The sequence below is a fragment of the Catalinimonas alkaloidigena genome (assembly GCF_029504655.1).
Classification (GTDB): Bacteria; Bacteroidota; Bacteroidia; order Cytophagales; family Cyclobacteriaceae; genus Catalinimonas; species Catalinimonas alkaloidigena.
Genome location: NZ_JAQFIL010000001.1, coordinates 5,517,802 through 5,535,367 on the forward strand (window position 1 = coordinate 5,517,802; position 17,566 = coordinate 5,535,367).

General features: G+C 42.1%; 14 protein-coding genes. 6 read left to right on the top strand and 8 right to left on the bottom strand.

What is annotated here, in order from left to right; all coding sequences use genetic code 11:
• Positions 1–123: 123 nt before the first annotated feature.
• The 7 genes from OKW21_RS22515 to OKW21_RS22545 form a co-directional block, all read right to left on the bottom strand.
• Positions 124–1,962, bottom strand: coding sequence for a glycoside hydrolase family 2 protein (locus tag OKW21_RS22515; RefSeq protein ID WP_277483744.1), 1,839 nt, complete (start codon positions 1,960–1,962; stop codon positions 124–126).
• 320 nt (positions 1,963–2,282) lie between these two features.
• Positions 2,283–3,017: an NAD(P)-dependent oxidoreductase gene (locus tag OKW21_RS22520; protein ID WP_277483746.1), complete on the bottom strand. Its 735-nt coding sequence runs from the start codon at positions 3,015–3,017 to the stop codon at positions 2,283–2,285.
• A 230-nt stretch (positions 3,018–3,247) separates the two neighbouring features.
• The gene (locus OKW21_RS22525; protein WP_277483749.1) at positions 3,248–5,302 is read right to left on the bottom strand and encodes a PAS domain-containing sensor histidine kinase; all 2,055 of its coding nucleotides are present in this window, start codon (positions 5,300–5,302) and stop codon (positions 3,248–3,250) included.
• Positions 5,303–5,745: 443 nt separating this feature from the next.
• Complete coding sequence (locus OKW21_RS22530) at positions 5,746–6,147, bottom strand: hypothetical protein (RefSeq protein ID WP_277483752.1); 402 nt, start codon at positions 6,145–6,147, stop codon at positions 5,746–5,748.
• Between the two features lie 49 nt (positions 6,148–6,196).
• Positions 6,197–7,066: an SMP-30/gluconolactonase/LRE family protein gene (locus OKW21_RS22535; protein ID WP_277483754.1), complete on the bottom strand. Its 870-nt coding sequence runs from the start codon at positions 7,064–7,066 to the stop codon at positions 6,197–6,199.
• 97 nt (positions 7,067–7,163) lie between these two features.
• Entirely contained in the window at positions 7,164–7,556 is a 393-nt protein-coding gene (locus OKW21_RS22540) for an iron chaperone (protein WP_277483756.1), read from the bottom strand.
• 455 nt (positions 7,557–8,011) lie between these two features.
• Positions 8,012–8,416, bottom strand: coding sequence for a DoxX family protein (locus OKW21_RS22545; protein WP_277483760.1), 405 nt, complete (start codon positions 8,414–8,416; stop codon positions 8,012–8,014).
• Positions 8,417–8,516: 100 nt separating this feature from the next.
• Here OKW21_RS22545 and OKW21_RS22550 point away from each other — a divergent pair, with 100 nt between their 5' ends.
• Positions 8,517–8,861: a winged helix-turn-helix transcriptional regulator gene (locus OKW21_RS22550; RefSeq protein WP_277483762.1), complete on the top strand. Its 345-nt coding sequence runs from the start codon at positions 8,517–8,519 to the stop codon at positions 8,859–8,861.
• A gap of 167 nt (positions 8,862–9,028) precedes the next feature.
• Here the strand turns inward: OKW21_RS22550 and OKW21_RS22555 are convergent, their stop codons facing one another.
• Complete coding sequence (locus OKW21_RS22555; RefSeq protein WP_277483765.1) at positions 9,029–9,436, bottom strand: cupin domain-containing protein; 408 nt, start codon at positions 9,434–9,436, stop codon at positions 9,029–9,031.
• 664 nt (positions 9,437–10,100) lie between these two features.
• On the opposite strand from OKW21_RS22555, the gene OKW21_RS22560 reads away from it, so the two are divergent.
• From OKW21_RS22560 to OKW21_RS22580, 5 genes are all read left to right on the top strand, one after another.
• On the top strand, positions 10,101–10,448 hold the full coding sequence (locus OKW21_RS22560) for a hypothetical protein (protein WP_277483770.1): 348 nt from the start codon (positions 10,101–10,103) through the stop codon (positions 10,446–10,448).
• A 634-nt stretch (positions 10,449–11,082) separates the two neighbouring features.
• The gene (locus OKW21_RS22565) at positions 11,083–11,970 is read left to right on the top strand and encodes a DMT family transporter (protein WP_277483773.1); all 888 of its coding nucleotides are present in this window, start codon (positions 11,083–11,085) and stop codon (positions 11,968–11,970) included.
• Positions 11,971–12,295: 325 nt separating this feature from the next.
• Entirely contained in the window at positions 12,296–12,922 is a 627-nt protein-coding gene (locus OKW21_RS22570) for an RNA polymerase sigma factor (RefSeq protein WP_277483776.1), read from the top strand.
• Positions 12,923–13,025: 103 nt separating this feature from the next.
• Positions 13,026–14,135 (top strand): FecR family protein, encoded by a 1,110-nt coding sequence (locus tag OKW21_RS22575; protein WP_277483778.1) that lies wholly within the window; start codon positions 13,026–13,028, stop codon positions 14,133–14,135.
• Positions 14,136–14,221: 86 nt separating this feature from the next.
• Positions 14,222–17,566: a SusC/RagA family TonB-linked outer membrane protein gene (locus OKW21_RS22580; RefSeq protein WP_277483779.1), complete on the top strand. Its 3,345-nt coding sequence runs from the start codon at positions 14,222–14,224 to the stop codon at positions 17,564–17,566.

Genomic DNA, 17,566 nt, shown 5'->3' on the forward strand with positions numbered 1-17,566 from the left:
TCTGGCATTCAACTATCATGTTCAAGACCATCCTGATGTGCTCAGCAGCTTCAGGCCCAGCTTTCTGATAAAGCACTCATGCTGAACCCGCCATTCACCAGTATCTCTGCCATTAGGCCCTTACTAGTCATGAGCATTGATAAGTTGGTTATGCAGTTGTTTCATCTGTGCTTCATCAAACTTGATTACTTTTCGGTCGTAGGTCATCAGGCCGTTGGTTTCCACTTCCACATCGGTGGTCTGGGTGTAGATGGCTGCTGACAGTCCTTTGGAAATCAGAGGCATAAGATCGTTCATCAGCTTTTTGTAACGTGCTCCCAGCTCCTGCTGGTTTTTGAAGCTCTGATAACCCCAGTTGTCTTTCTCCTGCCAGGTATGTCCCTCTTCGGGTAAGCCTAAGCCTCCAAACTCTCCCAGCACTATGATCCTGTCTTCACCAAAAAACGCTGGATCGGGCATAGCTGGGTCAGGGTAGTTATGCAGATCTATGATGTGCCCTACGGGAAAGAAGTTCCCCCCGCTGGCTGAGTTAACCAGACGGCTGGGATCATGTTCCATGGTCCAGTTGGTGATTTCTTCGGTCTTGAACTGCCCCCAGGCTTCGTTGAAAGGAACCCAAACTACGATGGATGGAAAGTTGTGAAAGTCATCCATGATCTCCTGCCATTCGGTACGGAAGATCGCTTCTGATTCAGGGGTTCTTTCTCTTTCGGTTTCTATACCCATCACTACACCGGGGCGCTGGTTCCAGAAGTTGCCCATATCTCCACTGGGCATATCCTGCCAGACCAGCATGCCCAGCTGATCGCAGTGGTAGTACCAGCGGGCAGGCTCTACTTTTACATGCTTTCTGATCATGTTAAAGCCCAGGTCCTGTGTCTTCTCAATGTCAAACTTCAGTGCTTCATCAGTGGGGGCAGTATATAAGCCATCCGGCCACCAGCCCTGATCCAGAGGACCGTACTGGAAAACAAATTCATTGTTGAGCATCATGCGCTGTATGCCGTTTTCATCAGCTTCAATGCTGATCTTACGCATAGCGCTATAGGTTTCTACTTCGTCTACTACCCTTCCATTATGCAAGAGGGCTACTTCTATGTCGTAGAGGTGAGGACTTCCCGGCTCCCAAAGCGTAGGATTGTCAATGGATAGAACTGCTTCTTCACTGGCGCCTACGGTTCGTTCGGCCACTGTATTTCCTCCATCCATCACACGCACTCTGATTTGATCACCGTTATGGGCATTGGCGACTTCAGCGCTTACTTTGAATGCATTATTGTCCAGATCAGGCGTGTTTTTGGTAGACTGGATATAGCTGTCGGGCACCGCTTCCAGCCAAACGGTTTGCCAGATACCCGTCACTGGGGTGTACCAGATCCCTCGCGGGTCTTTGACCTGCTTTCCTCTGGGCTGGGGGCCATCATTGGTGGGATCCCAGACTCTAAGGGCCAGCTCCTGTGCTCCCCTGCCCTGCAAGGCTTCACTGATGTCAAAAGCAAAAGGATCATAGCCTCCCCGGTGGATGCCTACACTCTGACCGTTGACAAAGACTTCTGCTTCCCAGTCAACCGCACCAAAGTGTAGCAGCACAGTTTTTCTTCGCATGCTGCGGGGCAGCTCAAAAGTAGTGTGGTACCAGAGTTCATGCGCTTCTCCTACTCTTTTGCCCACGCCTGACAGAGCGGATTCTATGGCAAAGGGCACCAGGATTTTTCCTTCATAGGAAGAGGGGGCTTCACTGCCTTTACTTTGGACGGCATAGTCCCAGAGGCCATTGAGATTATGCCAGTCTTCCCGAACCATTTGCGGACGGGGGTATTCCGGCAATGGATTTTCAGGCTCTACTGCTGCAGCCCAGTCGGTCATTATTTTACCTTGTACCGCTTCCCATTCCGCATTCTGGGCTTGTAAGACAGTACATATACAAAAAATAAAGAGTGTAGTAATTAGTTGTTGTTTCATAGTTATAATAGTGTAGCAAAAACAAATGGGTTAATAATATTGCACAGATAAAATAAAGACTGAAACCAATGTCATAATTTATTATTAAAAATGCATACATCTGTCTCTGCCTGCCTATCAATATTTGTGGTTTTGCATTCCCACTGGCAAAACAGGGCAAGGGTCATAATTACTTAAACAGAATTGATATACATTTTCCTCGCTGAAAACGAAATAAAATAATAGGGTTTAGCATCTTAGATTGGTGTATTCATTTCTTGGGCATGAGATAGTTTTTTATAAATTCCTACATACTGAGGCAGCTATTTCCACTTGTTCATTCATGCTATCTCATTATAAATAACTGGCATTTTTCCTTTCCACTGCTTCCAGATATTATCATCCGTTATTAAGCTGGCCATGAAATGCCCCACATTAATACGGCTAGTTTTACCCGGATCAAAGATGGCACTTCTTGTAGGAGAAGCGTAAAGCTCGTACTTCGTCACTTTGTCATTGTCTATTAAGGAATCAGGACGAACGACTACCCATTCTACTGAAGAGTCCTTCTGGCCTACCTCTACGCTTAGGTAGTCTGCGGCTTTTTCATTATCCTGATGAGGAGGCAACAGTATCCTAAGCAGGCCAATAACCAGCCTTTGCCAAAAAGAGATAGGCTCGTCAAGATCCCTGTTTCTGTTGCCTGCGGTATTCATCAGCACAAATTTTACGGGAGCTTTCGGGGAGTTCATTTGGATGGCGTGACAAAGCAAACTAACAGCATCCGTCACTAATTTTTTGGGCTTGCCATAGATTCCTTTCAAAGTAGGACTATGACCGAGGCAAGAAGCCACAGCATGACAGTCTTTAACATAATTGACCCTATCTTGCTCACTGACATCCAATATACTGGCTTCAATTATTGAAATTTGGGAATTGTTTTTCCATGCGTCAGGCAGTTTTTCAGGAGAGCGCACAATTACTTTAACCTGCTCTCCCTTGTTCAAAAGTTGAGTAACCAAATGTTTCCCCGTTGAGCCGCTTGCACCCACTACCAAAGTTGTATCCTTGTTCATCTATTATGTTAGGTATATATCCGTGTTTTTAACTTGCCTTGCCTAAACGCTATATAGGGTATGAGATTCAAACCTGCGATTAGCGATATGCATGGGTCTTTTGGTTTCCCCGCTGTGGTAGGCAGTAAGAGCGAATTCAGTATACAGGCTTCGCTTCAACAGTTCATGCCTGTCCGTAGATGCACTTTTTTGTGCGGCTGCCTTACATTGCAGCCCACAAGCTATTGTCATTAGGGCTTACCTTTACGCTCCAACTCCTTATCAATAATTTCAGGTAGCTGTACCTTAAATGTAGTACCTTCACCATAAGTAGACTCCACTTCGATATTGCCACCCAGCTTATCAAGGGTTTCTTTTACTAAATACAAGCCCAGGCCTGTACCTGATTTGCGGTCTGTCGCTCGGTAGAACATTTCAAAAATTTTGGGCAGATGTACCTCTTGTATACCAATACCATTGTCGCTTACACTCATGGTAAGTGTAGCGTTCTCAACGCTAACTTTCACCTGGGCGAAAGGCCTTTCACGTCGTAAAAAACTATATTTCAAGGCATTGGAAACAAGGTTATTCAAAATAATCTTAAGGCGCCTTCGGTCAGAATAAAACTTCTCATCTTGTCTGACCTCTACGTCAATGTCTATCTTCTCCGCCTCCGTACCATACTTTTGAGATTCTATCACCTCATGTATGACTTCTTTGAAATCAATTTCGCTGACTTCTAAATCCGTACGTACGTTCTTGGAGAGCAGAATAATATCCTGGATAAAGGCATCCAGCTTTCGAAGATTATCATTTATGATTCGGATATACTCTTCTTGCTGCAGGGGCTGTTTTTCCATTTGCAGCAATGTTAATAAACCCATAGCTGATGTAAGGGGGGCTCTTAGGTCGTGGGAGACACTATAGGCAAAATGATCCAGTTCCGCATTGACCTTTCTCAAATGTTGGTTTTGATGTTCTAACTGTTCTTCATACTTCTTTTTGGTACTTATATCCAGAATCACGCCTTCCAGTACAATGCCATTCTCCTGTTCGATAGCCACCCCATGCTCTTTCACCCAGGTATAATGCCCCTGCTTATGCTTGAGGCGGTAGACAAAATGGTAAGCGCTTTGCTTTTGCTGTGCCTCTATAAAATCCTGCCTTACCCCTTCTATATCCTCAGGGTGTATTAAATCTTTGATACTTCGTTCCTCCCTCAAAAATACTTCAGCGGGGTAACCCGTGAAAAACTCAACCTTATTACTGATAAAAAGGGACTTATACTTGGGCCTCAAGCGAGTGATATATACTATTCCGGGGATATTTTCAGCCAGGGCTTTAAATTTCACTTCCTGCTTCTGTGCATAACTTAAGGCTTTCCGAAAGTCAGTTACATCGTGAACAAAGAAAGTGATGCCGATCACTTTTTTATCAGTGTCAAACACCGGGTTCAAAGAGACCCGGATAGATATATCCTTAAACCTGAAAGGATAATGGATCTCAGTGGTAACTTTTTCACCCTGCAAAGCACGCTCCTGGCACTTCTGCCACTGCTGTAAATACAGAATAGGCTGGGCATCCCTGCGATAGGGAAGCATAAAATTTTCGTAAGTGACCTGCTCATGAATTTTTTGCCCAGCTTTAATATCGGTTTTGTAAAGACGCTTGATAGCCTGATAAAAAGCTGAATTAGCCATCATGAGCGTATTTTCAGTATCTACTGACCAAATGGCGTCGTCCACATTCTCTATCAGTGATTCCAGCTGAGCCTTTTGATATTGTACTTCCCTCAGGGCTTTTTTCTGATCCGTGATGTTTTGTAAAAAAACCAGTATTTGTTCAACCTTCCCATGCCGATAAATAAGCGGTAGGGTGTGGATGATGTAGGCATTCGTATTGAATGAAATTTCCAGCTTACAGCTCTTACCTTGCAGTGTGGCATGCAGTGTCTGATGTAGTTTCTTTTCAACTTCAGCACTTACAGGAAGTACCACTATTGCTTTTCCCAAAAAATCCTCAGGGGTCTTCCCTAATTTTTGCAGCTCCTTTCCGGCAACAAATTGATACCGTCCTTTTCTATCTACTATGGCAATGGCACCATTAGGAAAGTTTTCTGCTACCAGCTGATAAAAATAAGCCTGATCCGCTGTATCTATATGTGTTTGCCTGTGTTGACCTTCATGTGCTGACGCCGAATCATTACGATTGGCAGATGCATGCTCATGTTTATCCAGCAATAGTTTGATCAGTTCCTGCTTGGATAGCTTTTCAAGTGCTTCACGAGAGTAAGAATCTACTTCCATAACTAGGGCTACTACGAAAAGGGCAGCAGTGGTTGGTTAAGTAAAGTAATGGAGTTGTACGTTTAATATAGTAAAATAATACTTATATAACATTTAAAATATTCCTGCACATTGCAGCAGATGATACGGTTTAAAGTTAACGGCCATGTTAAATGCAATGAATACGTACGAAAATGAGCAGAATTCAGCACAAGCGCTACTAGTCCGTGATCGGTCGCCTGGTATTTTTCCTTTCTTGAGAAGTAAATAAAAAATGCATGCTTCAAGTTTTTCACCTAAAACAGATGGTTCTTATGGAGAATGAACAAAAGTCTGTGTAGGACTACTTTATGCTTTTCCTATTATCACTCCACCAGCATAGCAGTACTGGATACCTGTAAAATAACAAAAGGAAGATGGTGCCAGCTAATATTATTAGCCAATAGAAAAAGCATGCTCATACTCTATATGGATGCATACTTGCTCTTTTTTGACCTAAGTATTACCCAAATCAATAGGGATAGCATGAGCGTTACTAAAGCAAATGATTTCTCAAAATTCGTTTTTGCCAGCATGTTCCCAACAGTGTTCAATACGAACAGGGCAAAAAACACCCATAAGCTAATGTTCACGATGCTTGAAGCAAGGTACTGTCTGATAAACTTGCCTCTGATCAAAAGAATAAAACCCAGGTAGAGATTAATTAGCAGTGAAACGGTTTCAAAAACATACATTTCAGTATCGTTGGTTAACCGTCCTCCCCATGTTATTTCGTAGGGAATGATTTTTAAAAGAATGCACAGGTGAAAAATGATCAGGGCAAAAACGATTGACAGAAGAATTTTCAGGGCTACTCTAGGACTCATCTTTTTGTTTTTTACAATATATTCATTCAAGCGATTTTTGTGCTGCTGTTTAAGTTTGAAAAATCAGAATTTTACCGTCAGGACTCACCTTTCGGACTCTCGCTTTATTTTGTCGGGAAAACTCCAAAACCCACAGGCTGCTATCTGAAGCTACTAATCCCCCTGTGGGTGACCAGTTTTCGGGCGCTTCTAATACAGTTTCTACCTTACCCTCTGGTGTAATTCTTTTAACTTTTCTTGCTCCAAAAACAGCTACATAAATATACGCTTCAGCATCTGTCCAGACCCCCATCAGGTAGTGATGATCACTTACTGAAAAAAACGGTGGGGAAGATTCTTTTAGGTTGTCCGTAATGTTGACTACCTGCCCCTTTGCGCTTACTTTTTTCAGTGTCAGATGGTCAATCACATAGAGGTCCTTCCCTTCCCGGGATGTACATATCCAGCGAATGTCCTGAAACCTATGATCCGTATGTAAATCTATTTCACCATTTGCTGTTTTCTTCTTTATCACTTCATGCGTACCGAACTTTTCAGTCCAGTATTCATTACTTTCATGGTCTCTTATCAGGGTATTATTGACGGGCAGGCCTTCTGTCCGGGGCACAGTATACTCCAACTCACCATCATTGTTCAGCCGCCATATGTAATGCCCCCATTGGTCAGTTGCTTCTCCCTCATACCAGCTATGTTCTCCGTAGAGATTATCCTCTTTGTCAAGGTATAATTGATGGGTATGCACATTCTTTACAGCAATGGTATGCGACCCATCGGGGGATATTTTCCAGACATGGAGCAGATCAGTGTAATATACCACGCCCTTACTGTCCATAACAATCCCGATAGCAGGATGTGCTGATGCCAGCTTTACCAACAGCAGAAAGTAGCATAAAATGAGTGTTACAGCCTTAGCTTTCATATCTCCTTATCGTAAAAGTGGTTAAAGTTCCCGGCATCAGGAACCAAAGAAATCCCAGCCTTAAGCTTTTCACATGTCGCACCGCTTATGCGCCTGACTATCGTTTATTCATCAGCAATCTGTATCTCCCACCTGCTCTCCAATGCTCGATTGCTGTATTGATAAATTCACTTAAGCGTGTTTCAGAGAGCTTAGTAGTCTTCTTTATTCTAATGCAGCCTTTGCCCCTGTCAAATCCTTGCAGTAATTCATGAGCATTTTCAATCTTACTGATATTTCCCACATACAGGCTCACGTATCCCTTTTGCGCATTCAGGTGAAACAGGGTTTTCTTTGCGTTACCATAGCTCAACATCTTGTATTCTATGCCTTCATGAAGCGTTGAACCACTTTGTAGAATCATGTTGCGTACCTGCAGAAGCTTATCTTTTCTCCAGTCTTTTTCTAGTTCTTCTACATATGCCGCGGGTGTGTCTGCCTTATATTGCATTTCGGCTGTATCTGTTTTTATTGCTCAGGATTGATATTGCGCATCACAATATTTGCGTAAAGCCATTGCTTTTACTAGCCAGTTCTTACCATCTGCCTATGCGCTACATATCCTGATTAAGATACAGAAACTGTCAACCCTTAGCAATCTGTATGCAAGGAATGAGTCTAGCTGTTGATCCGCTACGCTAAACCTGACCTGCCGCATTTGGAGCGCACAAGCCCTGGAAGAGCAACTTTCAACTCTTGTAAACCTGTTTTCTTTTTGCCGGAGGTAAAGTGAAAAAGCGCTGCACAGCTACCAAATTCACTCAACAGAAAGTCTGTCAAGTTAGCATGAGAGTTGCGTAGCAATCGCCTTCCTTGGCAGTATGTGCTTTTTGAGCTTATAATATGAAAACCCAATGTCGTGCTTGTCCACACAATAATGGGCCAAATCCTATTTGTTTGCCAGTGTTACTTTGCCTGAATTGGGGCTTTCTTAAACCTTCCCCAGGCAACAAAAACAGCAAGCGCAAACAGAATAATATTTGGGAGAAACGTTTCGCTATGCATCACGTGGTAAGTCGTAGCCAATACCATAATGATGGCAACTCCAACTGCTGCAATGGGTGTCAAAACCGGTTTGATACGCAATGCGGCAGGAAGGATCAGCCCTAAAGCTCCAAGCACTTCGCTGATACCAATGAAGCGTACCATGCCAGCTTCAAATGAGTTTACGAAAGACATACCCCCTTCTGCCAATTGATCAATTGGTGTTGCTATTTTCATAAATCCGGCAAATCCGAATGCCGCTGCTAATAATACCTGTGCAACCCACAGCCCTATGTGAAGTCCTTTTGATTTTTTCTGTTCGGCCATTTTACTTTTTGTTTTCATTTGTTCGAATAGTGATGCAAATTACATAATATTGCTTACCTATTGTAATCAGCTACCTTTTGGTAATCAAAAAAAATTAACAATGAAAAAGAAAGAGCATAAAGAATGTCTTTCGGCACTGGTGCCTGTAAGAGACACACTGGATGTCATTGGCGGCAAATGGAAAATATTAATACTGATTTCTGTATGGGAAGGCAATAAACACTTTAGGGAAATCGAGCGAAGTATTCCAAAGTTAAGTACCAAAGTACTGTCAAAAGAGCTGAAGGAACTGGAAGCCAATCAGTTAGTAACCCGCACTGTCGTCAATGGTTTTCCTGTCAGAACAGAATACACACCAACGGAATATTCCAAAACTTTGAAAAAGGTCATTTTAGAATTACAGCATTGGGGGATCAACCACAGAAAAAAGATTTTTGGCAAATAGTCGTCCTTTGTTGTCTTGTCAGATGAATGCTGTTTCGAGGGGAGCATTTTAGCGATACTGCCAATGGTCTCGGGTATGAAACGCAGGGCATTTCGGAGCTGCCTACCTGTCCACCGAGCCTAAGGCTGCCAAGAACCGAAACTTACGTAAACCACTGAAAGTAGTTTTTATTCATTTTCCTCAAACCATTTTACTATTGAGGGCATATTTCGTTCAAATCCTCCTGGAATAAAAAAGTTTAAGACTCCTGTTTTCCGGTCGGTTTTGTTTTTAAAGTCGTGCATGGTTCTGGACGGAATTCTCAAAAAGGTTCCTTTTTCAGCGTCAATCCATTCATCCCCCACGAGTATTGAGGTTGTGCCCTCCAAAACATAAAACACTTCATCATTGTCCTCGTGTTGGTGAGCACCCGGACCATCAGACTTAGGTTCAAGCCACCATTCGGAGATGCTATATTTTTCATTTGTTTCGTTTTCGTCAGCCTTAAATATAGCTGTCATGGTTCCACAGTTGTAAACCCGCCCTTTCCCGTATGGAAGAATCAAAGCGTCGGTATGATTGTCTTGATGTTTCATTACTCGTTTTGTTTTTTTAGATATTGCCAACTTTAATAATAAAAATATGTAGCCGGAAGCTCTTTCCTCTCAGGTCGCAATAAAGATGAAACAGGCTAAGCTGTTTAGTTCAGTACTTCCCCTACCACAAGTTTGAGTACAGGGGAAACTTATGGTATATTACAAACTCATTTCCCAACTTACGCTTCGCTAAACTTGAGAGAGAGATGTCTTTTGTTTTAATTTTATTCATTTAAAACGTAAAAGTGGAGTTTTGGCAGATCAGATTCACCGATCTTTCGGTTTTCCCTTCAGCCCACATTGCGTATAAATTTATTAGGCACTGGCTTTTTCTTATATCAGTTATTTTGAATTTAGTTTTGAGATTCAATTAATTAAGTGTCTGAACTTTTAACTCCTTCTTTTTTCAGAATATCCAAAATAAAATCTGTTTTCCCGTCAACATAAGCATCTATATCATAAAGAAATTTCCATAAGGTACTTTTTTAAAGCAAGGTGATTAGCCAATCCAATACTTTCTTTTTTACCGATGATCACATGATTTTCTCCCCAGTGCCAGTAACCTAAATGGTAAGGTATTTCTATAGCTTCTCACGCTCATCTTTCTTTATTTGGACTAAAAAAGCATAGTAGACCCGATGTTCAGGTAATATCATTTCATAGCTTGAAAACATCAGCTTGTTATGTTGGGCAACTGTGGTTAATGAATCTAGTAGCTTGGCAGGGAAAAGCGCTAGCTGCTCTGGTTCCTGTTCTTGCCTTAGATGTGTTTGCTCTATTTTTAGTGAAGTATTTAATAGCCCCAATCAAGGAGTCTTTTAGTAAAAATAAGCGCTTGTCAATAGCCCCTCGAAAGCCTGTAGAATTGTCCCCGGCAAAGGTTGAGGACAATGCTTCTTTTCAGAAATGTATTTTTGCCCCTAAAGACATACTTTTTTCAATTAGAAACGCTACGCCTTTGAGTTCAAATGGAACCGAAGGCCAAAGTACAGTTTTGCAAGACCTTCCTTAAAGCTTATCCCGAACATGAAACGTACAGCATTCATCAGGAAAAGGTAGGTGAGCTTCTTATTCAATAGAAAGTTTAGCCAGGAAGTGCTAACTGGCTCAAACAAAACTCCTGAGAGAAGCGTTAAAAGAACATGAAAAAAGCCTGGCGAGATGCCAGGCCTTTGTTCATTTCCATCAAGTAAACAGCCCGATTGTTTTTCCAGTGGCCGCCGAAGCGGTAATTGTAGTTTAAAAAATAATAATGCTCTAGTTCAAAAAATCTGGAATCACAATTCTATCCAAACAGTTTCCAATACCGTGCCTAATGGCACAAGTGCCAGAAATGAGCCTTTTTCTAATATTTTAAAGAGATAATTCCCCATAGCTGTGGAAAATCCCCATCAATTCCCCAATAAAAATACCTTGAAATAGGATAGAGAAACCTTATGGACTGTAAGTCTTTCTGAAACTTGTAATTATGTAAAAAAGGAAGGGCTTTTTTATAACTTTTCATTAACAAAAACAGGAACTCAAAGGAAACGTAAGGCTTTCCATGAAGGGAAGCGGTTTTATCTGACTAACCCGTAAAGAAAGCAGTTAGACTGAATTCCAAAGCACAGAGTATAACTCTCTGCCATTAATGGAGTTAACTCCTCATGCAAAAAGACAATCAAATTTTGGGTACAGGTACAGTATTAGTGGCACTCGCAGCACTATGCTGGGGGGTATCAGGTGGCATTGGCGGCATTCTCTTATCTAACGGATGGAATGCATTCGTGGTATCACTATACCGGGGGGCTATCGGGCTAGTGTTCGTGCTTATCTGGTTGCTACTGCGTTCGCAGGCTAGCGGAATAATAAATCGCCGATTATGGTTTTGGGCTACAGTTGCCGGTCTTGGAGTAGCCGGCAACTTCGCATTTTACTTTGTAAGTATCTCGGAGGGCAGCGTAGCGGTGGCTGCCACGTTGATGTACTGCGCACCTGTGTTCGTTTATCTCGTCTCGTTTGCACTTAAACTTGAGCGTTCCACTCCGCTTAAGTGGGGTGGGATCGGAGTAGTGATCCTCGGCATTATATTACTTACTGGTATTTACAAGGTCGGCGAAAGTGGTGTCACGCCAATTGGCATTGGCTCAGGGCTACTTGCGGGACTTTCCTATGCAGTATTCATTTTTGGCTTTAAGTACGCAGCAAAATACGGCAGCCCGCAGGCAATTCTTGTCATAGCGTTTGCTGTACTGGTTATTATCCTGATCTGGCCGAGTGATGTCAGCCAGGCTATTGAAGTCTTTAGCACGCCAGATTGGCTACTTTTTACGACCCTGGGGGTACTGGGTGCGGGTTTGTCGTTTATTCTTTATGTTGCAGGCCTCAATAATACTGCACCAACTGTAGCCTCTATCGTGGCGATGATTGAGCCGGTCACCGCATCTCTGTTTGGCGTATTGGTTCTGAATGAAAGTCTGGAGAGCTTACAGCTTGTAGGCATGGGACTGATTTTGATCACCGTAACCGCACTAAGCGTATACTCAAATAACTAACGCTATATTCCTGATTAAGCTACTCGCAAAATTCTTTTAGGTCTATGCATCCTGTCGGTTATTGGTACCAACTTGCTAAACATATTGCCTAAAGAATTAAAAAATTGGATAGGAGGTGAAGTATAAGAAAGAGAGTTATTTTGATACAGGATAATACAGCATTAAGGGAGCTGGTGTGAAGATGAAAGGCCTTAGTCTCACCGACCTTATGTAAAATACTATGTGGCTATTTTGGTAAAATTTTAAAAACTCAATAATAAGTAGCTTTATATTGTATTTCATTTTACAATTTCTTAAAATGAAATAACACTTAATCCAATATCTGATGAGCCACTCCTCAAGTCAATGGGAAGATTATTCTAATCTTAGTGATGAGGAAGTTTGGAAGCGATTAAGAGGAGGGCACCATGCTGCTCTCGAGTATCTGTATCGCACCTATGCAATGGCGCTGTTCAATTACGGAATGAAGCTATACGGTAAAAACGAATGGGTGCAGGATACATTACAGGACTTGTTTGTAGACCTTTGGAAGCAACATCAGAGCTTGACGGCAGTCAAAGCAGTAAAGACCTATCTTTTTAAAGCCTTCACTTATAAACTGCACCGATACTGTAAAAAAGAAAAGCGCTGGTTGTATCAAATGAATTATGACAGGCTTCCCGAAATGGATGTTGCCTTGCCGGTAGAACATACAATGATTGCAGAACAACTTTCCCGGGAACAGAAACTCAGGCTTGCAAGCGCTATGGAAAAACTGCCTCCCCGACAAAAGGAAGTTCTTCATCTGCTTTTTGAAGAAGAAATGCAGTATGAAGAAGTTTCCCAGATTATGCAGATCAATGTCAGGTCGGTATACACATTGGCATGGAAAGGAATTAGTTCTTTGCGAAAACTTGTCATTGACTTTCTTTTTGTGGTTGTATCCTCTTATATAAGTTGTTTTTTGGTTTAAGTTATTGATCATGAGACCATAACAATTTTTCATAAAAATTTTTCTTAAAAAGAAGAGTAACTTTTACCATTTGATGTCACTGTAATATTGAAATGGCATCAATATGGACTATAGCCGATTTACCGTAGAAGACTTTGTGCTGGATAAGCCCTTCAGGCAGTGGATAATTTCTCCTGACCAGGAAAGCAATCTTTTTTGGCAGGATTGGATACAACAACATCCAAAACAAAAATCCACTTTGCAGGAGGCAAGGGCGATCATTCTCAGATACCCTCACATTCATTATGGATGGAATAAAAAAATTGAGAATGATTTGTGGCAATCCATTGCCCGGAAAACACTGATAAACTCTCATGAACCTATGTTTTCCTCAGCTGATAGTCCAACAAAAATAATCCCTTTGAATGCCCGGGCAGTTTTGGGGCACAGTTATGAAAAGCATGAAAAAATGCTTTGGACTTATCAAAAGATGAGTAGAGCCATAGCCATTCTGCTTTTAGGGCTTTGTGTAGGACTTGCTGCCTATTTTGGAAACAAAGATAAGGTCCAAGGACCTACCGAAATGGCTTATGTCAGCAAAGTAACTCCTCTTGGAACAAAATTGCATTTTAAGCTTCCTGATGGGACAAAAGTAAATTTAAATGCTGGTAGTGTCCTCCATTATCCCGAGCAATTCTCTGCTCAGCAAAGACTTGTGAAGCTGCAGGGAGAAGCCTTTTTTGAAGTTGTAAAAGACAGCAAAAGACCTTTTAGGGTAAAAACAGATGCCGTAATGACAGAAGCATTGGGTACAGCTTTTAATATCAAACATGAAGATGGAATATTGGAAATTGCACTGATGGAAGGTAAAGTCAGTGTAAGTAATGAGGCAGGGGATACTAATAAGGATAAACTCATTCTTTTACCTGGAGAGCAGGCTACCCTTCATCGTAATAATCAACTCATCAAGGAAAAAGTCAATATAGATGAAGTAACTGCCTGGAAAAACGAGGTGATACTTTTTCAGGGGGCCACAGAGGGTGAAGTGATCCATACACTGGAAAAGTGGTATGGAGTAAAGATTTTGGTGGAAGGCAACTCCCCTAAAGACTGGCGCTTTTCCGGAAGATTTGAGCGTAAAAATCTTGAAAATGTGCTTAGGTCCATAGGCTATAGTATGGACTTTCAGTATAGCATGGAGGAAAAAGAAGTGAAGATCATTTATGTAAACTAATGCATATGTAATCAGGCTCTGTTACTCTCTGCTCTTTAAAGACTAACTAATATACAATCAGACTAACACAACAAAACCTTTGAAACATGTTTACTATTTTTCAACAACCGGACGGGTATTGGCGTATCTGCCTCACCCTGCTGCTCATCGGAGTCTTACCCTCAGGCACCTTATCTGCTTCCGAACACTTGGGCCAGGCAGGTAAAAGCGTTAAAGACGTATATACAACATTGAAACTGAAGAATGAAGATGTCATACTGGCATTCGAGCGAATAGAAAATGCTACTGGCTTTAGTTTTACTTACAATTTGAATGATGTAGAAAAAAAGAAGGTAAGTGGAAATTATGAAAATCAATCACTCTTCAATATTCTTCTGGATTTTTCCCGACAGGCGGACCTGAAATTTCGCCAGTACAATGATGTTATCAATGTAAAGCCCAAAGAAAAAGATGAAAAGACTGAAGATGTGGAGGTTGCTCCGGCAGGGTTTATGGTGGAAGGCAGCGTGATAGATCAGAAAAGTGGTGAGGCATTACCGGGAGTCAATGTGCTGGTCAAAGAAACCACTATTGGTACTGTAACCGATATAGAAGGTAAGTACCAAATTGAAGTGCCCGATGCAGAAAGCACCTTGATTTATAGTTCTATCGGATATGTCCCCCAGGAGATAGCTGTCAATGGTCAATCGGTGATAGATGTATCCCTGGCTACGGATGTTACATCCTTAGAAGAAATTGTTGTGATTGGTTATGGCACCAATAAAAAGCAGGCGATCACCGGAGCAGTAGCAGAAGCTGACCTGGAGACCTTCAGAAATGTGCCAGTGAACAATGTGTTGGAAAGTGTAAAGGGAAGTGTGCCCGGGCTAAACGTTGGAGGCACCAATTCTGCCGGACAGGTGGCTGGTTTGAGTGTAAGGGGACAAAACTCTACCGCTGCGAGTAACTCTCCCCTCATCGTTGTGGATGGTGCTATTTTCCGAGGCTCACTGGCAGATATTCCTGCTAATGATATAGCAAGCCTTACCGTCTTGAAAGATGCCAGCGCTGCAGCAGTTTATGGTTCTCGTTCAGCCAATGGTGTAATTCTGATAGAAACCAAAAGGGGCAGTGGTATAAACGGCAAACCTAAATTTGAAATAAAGGTCAGCAGTGGAATTAGTAATCAGTTGGAGCCATTAAGAGTATATGATGCCGACGGCTATATCCAGCGATTGCTTGATATCCGGAGCTTAGAGGGTATGGATGCTGATCCAAATAACATTAGTATTTATCTGCAGGCCGAAGAGCAAAAAAATTATGAAGCCACTTCAGATCACCGACCTACTTTAGAAGACCCTTATGACCTGATCAGTCAGCAGGGGAGAAACCTGAATGCCAATTTCAGCATCTCTAATAGTACGGAAAAAACAGATTTTTATATTTCTACTTCATTGATCAATCAGCAGGGCGTAGTATTGAATGACAAGTACAAAAGCATTTCAGGAAGGCTTAATATTAATAGTGATCTGACCGACTGGCTTAATTTGGGAATCAATAGCATGTATACGCTAAGGGATTATTCCGGTGATTCTCCCAGTATGTACCGGGCAACGCACTTCAGCCCCTACGCTTCGGTGTATAATGAAGACGGTACTTACAAGCAGTTTCCGCAGACTACCACTTCTTTTAACAGTCCGTTCTGGGAAATAGCCACTGAAGATATTGACCTTAACAATAATCTTAATGCTACGCTCAGGAGCATCATTAAGGTGCCCTGGATAGAGGGTTTGACTTATCAGACGACTTTTTCAAACTCTATCATCTGGAACGAACGCAACTGGTACTTTAATGAATTTACCATTGATGGAAAAGGTAAGAATGGTATTGGTCAGCGAGAGTACCACCGCAACAATTATATGTTGTTTGATAACCTGATTAAGTATAACCATACCTTTGCCACTAAGCACAATGTAGATGTGACCTTACTATATTCTCGGGAGCAAACCCGTTGGGAAGACCTGGTAGGGTATGCAGAAAACTTTGACAACACAGTGTTAGGTACTTATAAACTTGAGAATGGGAAAGTGCAGACCGTAGAAACAGGAGGGGGAGAAACCCATGCTATCGGCCTGATGGCTCGTACCACTTATACTTTTGATGAAAAGTATTCAATTACAGGTACGATTCGTCGTGATGGCTATTCTGCGTTTAGCAAAAACAAAAAATGGGGCATGTTTCCTTCCCTGGGAGTCAACTGGAATATCTCAGAGGAAGATTTTATGAATAACATTGAGCCGCTGGATGTACTTTCAATAAGAGCATCTTACGGTACCAATGGGAATCAGTCCATTTCTGCCTATAGTACCCTGGCCAAGATGGGTACCGACAAATATGTATTTGCCAGGGACCCCTCATACGCGGTAACACAGTACATTTCCACTTTAGCCAATAATGATTTAGGCTGGGAGACAACTACTGGTCTTAATGTAGGGCTTGATTTTGCATTGCTTGGAAATCGTATTGGTGGTTCCATTGATGCTTATCATACCAAAACCAGTGATTTGATGTTTAGTCTCGCGCTGCCCCGTACCTCAGGGCATAGTAGTATCACTTCAAACATTGGAGAGATAGAAAATAAAGGTATTGAGCTTAACCTGCATACGATTAATATCAGCCGTCAGAATTTTAGTTGGACCTCTGGTGTGGCGTTTTCTCTAAACCGAAATAAAGTAGTGACCATCTTCGGTGAAGATAATGATGGAGATGGCAAGGAAGATGATCTGATCAGTTCAGGATATTTTATCGGCAGGCCATTGGGGACTATTTATAACTACAAAGTGAATGGTATGTGGCAGGAGGCTGACGGAGAAACTATTATGGAAGGCATGAGGCCGGGCGATTATAAGCTGGAAGATGTAGATGGTGATGGAGCCATCACATCAGAAAATGACCGACAGTTTTTGGGCAATAGCAAAGAAAATTTTCGCTGGAGCTGGACCAACACTTTTGATTACAAAGATTTGTCGCTCATGGTCTACCTTTATTCCATATGGGGTGGCGACGGATGGTATATGTCTGGTAATAATACCCCTTACCATGATGGGTATGTGAGTGCGCCTCATATCAACCGACCGGTATATGATTACTGGACCCCTTCAAACACTAGTGCCATGTTCCCTCGCCCTGATTATAGAAATGCAGCTTATAAGGGCACAATGTTTATAGACAGGAGCTTTATCAAACTACAAAAAATATCCTTATCCTATAATGCCTCCCGCCTGGTAGAGCCCTGGGGAATCAATAATTTAAATCTGGCAGTGAGTGCGGATAATTTACTCACCTATGCCCCTCACTGGGTAGGCTTGGATCCCGAGACAGACAGTGGTCTGAAAGACAATGCTTTGCCCTCCCTGCGTACCTACATGCTCACCTTATCATTTAATTTTTAA

Coding starts and splice junctions, on each gene's coding strand:
- OKW21_RS22555 (WP_277483765.1), bottom strand. CDS start 9,436: ATGAAACATCAAGACAATCATACCGACGCTTTGATTCTTCCATACGGG.
- OKW21_RS22570 (WP_277483776.1), top strand. CDS start 12,296: ATGAGCCACTCCTCAAGTCAATGGGAAGATTATTCTAATCTTAGTGAT.
- OKW21_RS22550 (WP_277483762.1), top strand. CDS start 8,517: ATGAAAAAGAAAGAGCATAAAGAATGTCTTTCGGCACTGGTGCCTGTA.
- OKW21_RS22540 (WP_277483756.1), bottom strand. CDS start 7,556: ATGCAATATAAGGCAGACACACCCGCGGCATATGTAGAAGAACTAGAA.
- OKW21_RS22545 (WP_277483760.1), bottom strand. CDS start 8,416: ATGGCCGAACAGAAAAAATCAAAAGGACTTCACATAGGGCTGTGGGTT.
- OKW21_RS22530 (WP_277483752.1), bottom strand. CDS start 6,147: ATGAGTCCTAGAGTAGCCCTGAAAATTCTTCTGTCAATCGTTTTTGCC.
- OKW21_RS22520 (WP_277483746.1), bottom strand. CDS start 3,017: ATGAACAAGGATACAACTTTGGTAGTGGGTGCAAGCGGCTCAACGGGG.
- OKW21_RS22535 (WP_277483754.1), bottom strand. CDS start 7,066: ATGAAAGCTAAGGCTGTAACACTCATTTTATGCTACTTTCTGCTGTTG.
- OKW21_RS22515 (WP_277483744.1), bottom strand. CDS start 1,962: ATGAAACAACAACTAATTACTACACTCTTTATTTTTTGTATATGTACT.
- OKW21_RS22525 (WP_277483749.1), bottom strand. CDS start 5,302: ATGGAAGTAGATTCTTACTCTCGTGAAGCACTTGAAAAGCTATCCAAG.
- OKW21_RS22580 (WP_277483779.1), top strand. CDS start 14,222: ATGTTTACTATTTTTCAACAACCGGACGGGTATTGGCGTATCTGCCTC.
- OKW21_RS22575 (WP_277483778.1), top strand. CDS start 13,026: ATGGACTATAGCCGATTTACCGTAGAAGACTTTGTGCTGGATAAGCCC.
- OKW21_RS22565 (WP_277483773.1), top strand. CDS start 11,083: ATGCAAAAAGACAATCAAATTTTGGGTACAGGTACAGTATTAGTGGCA.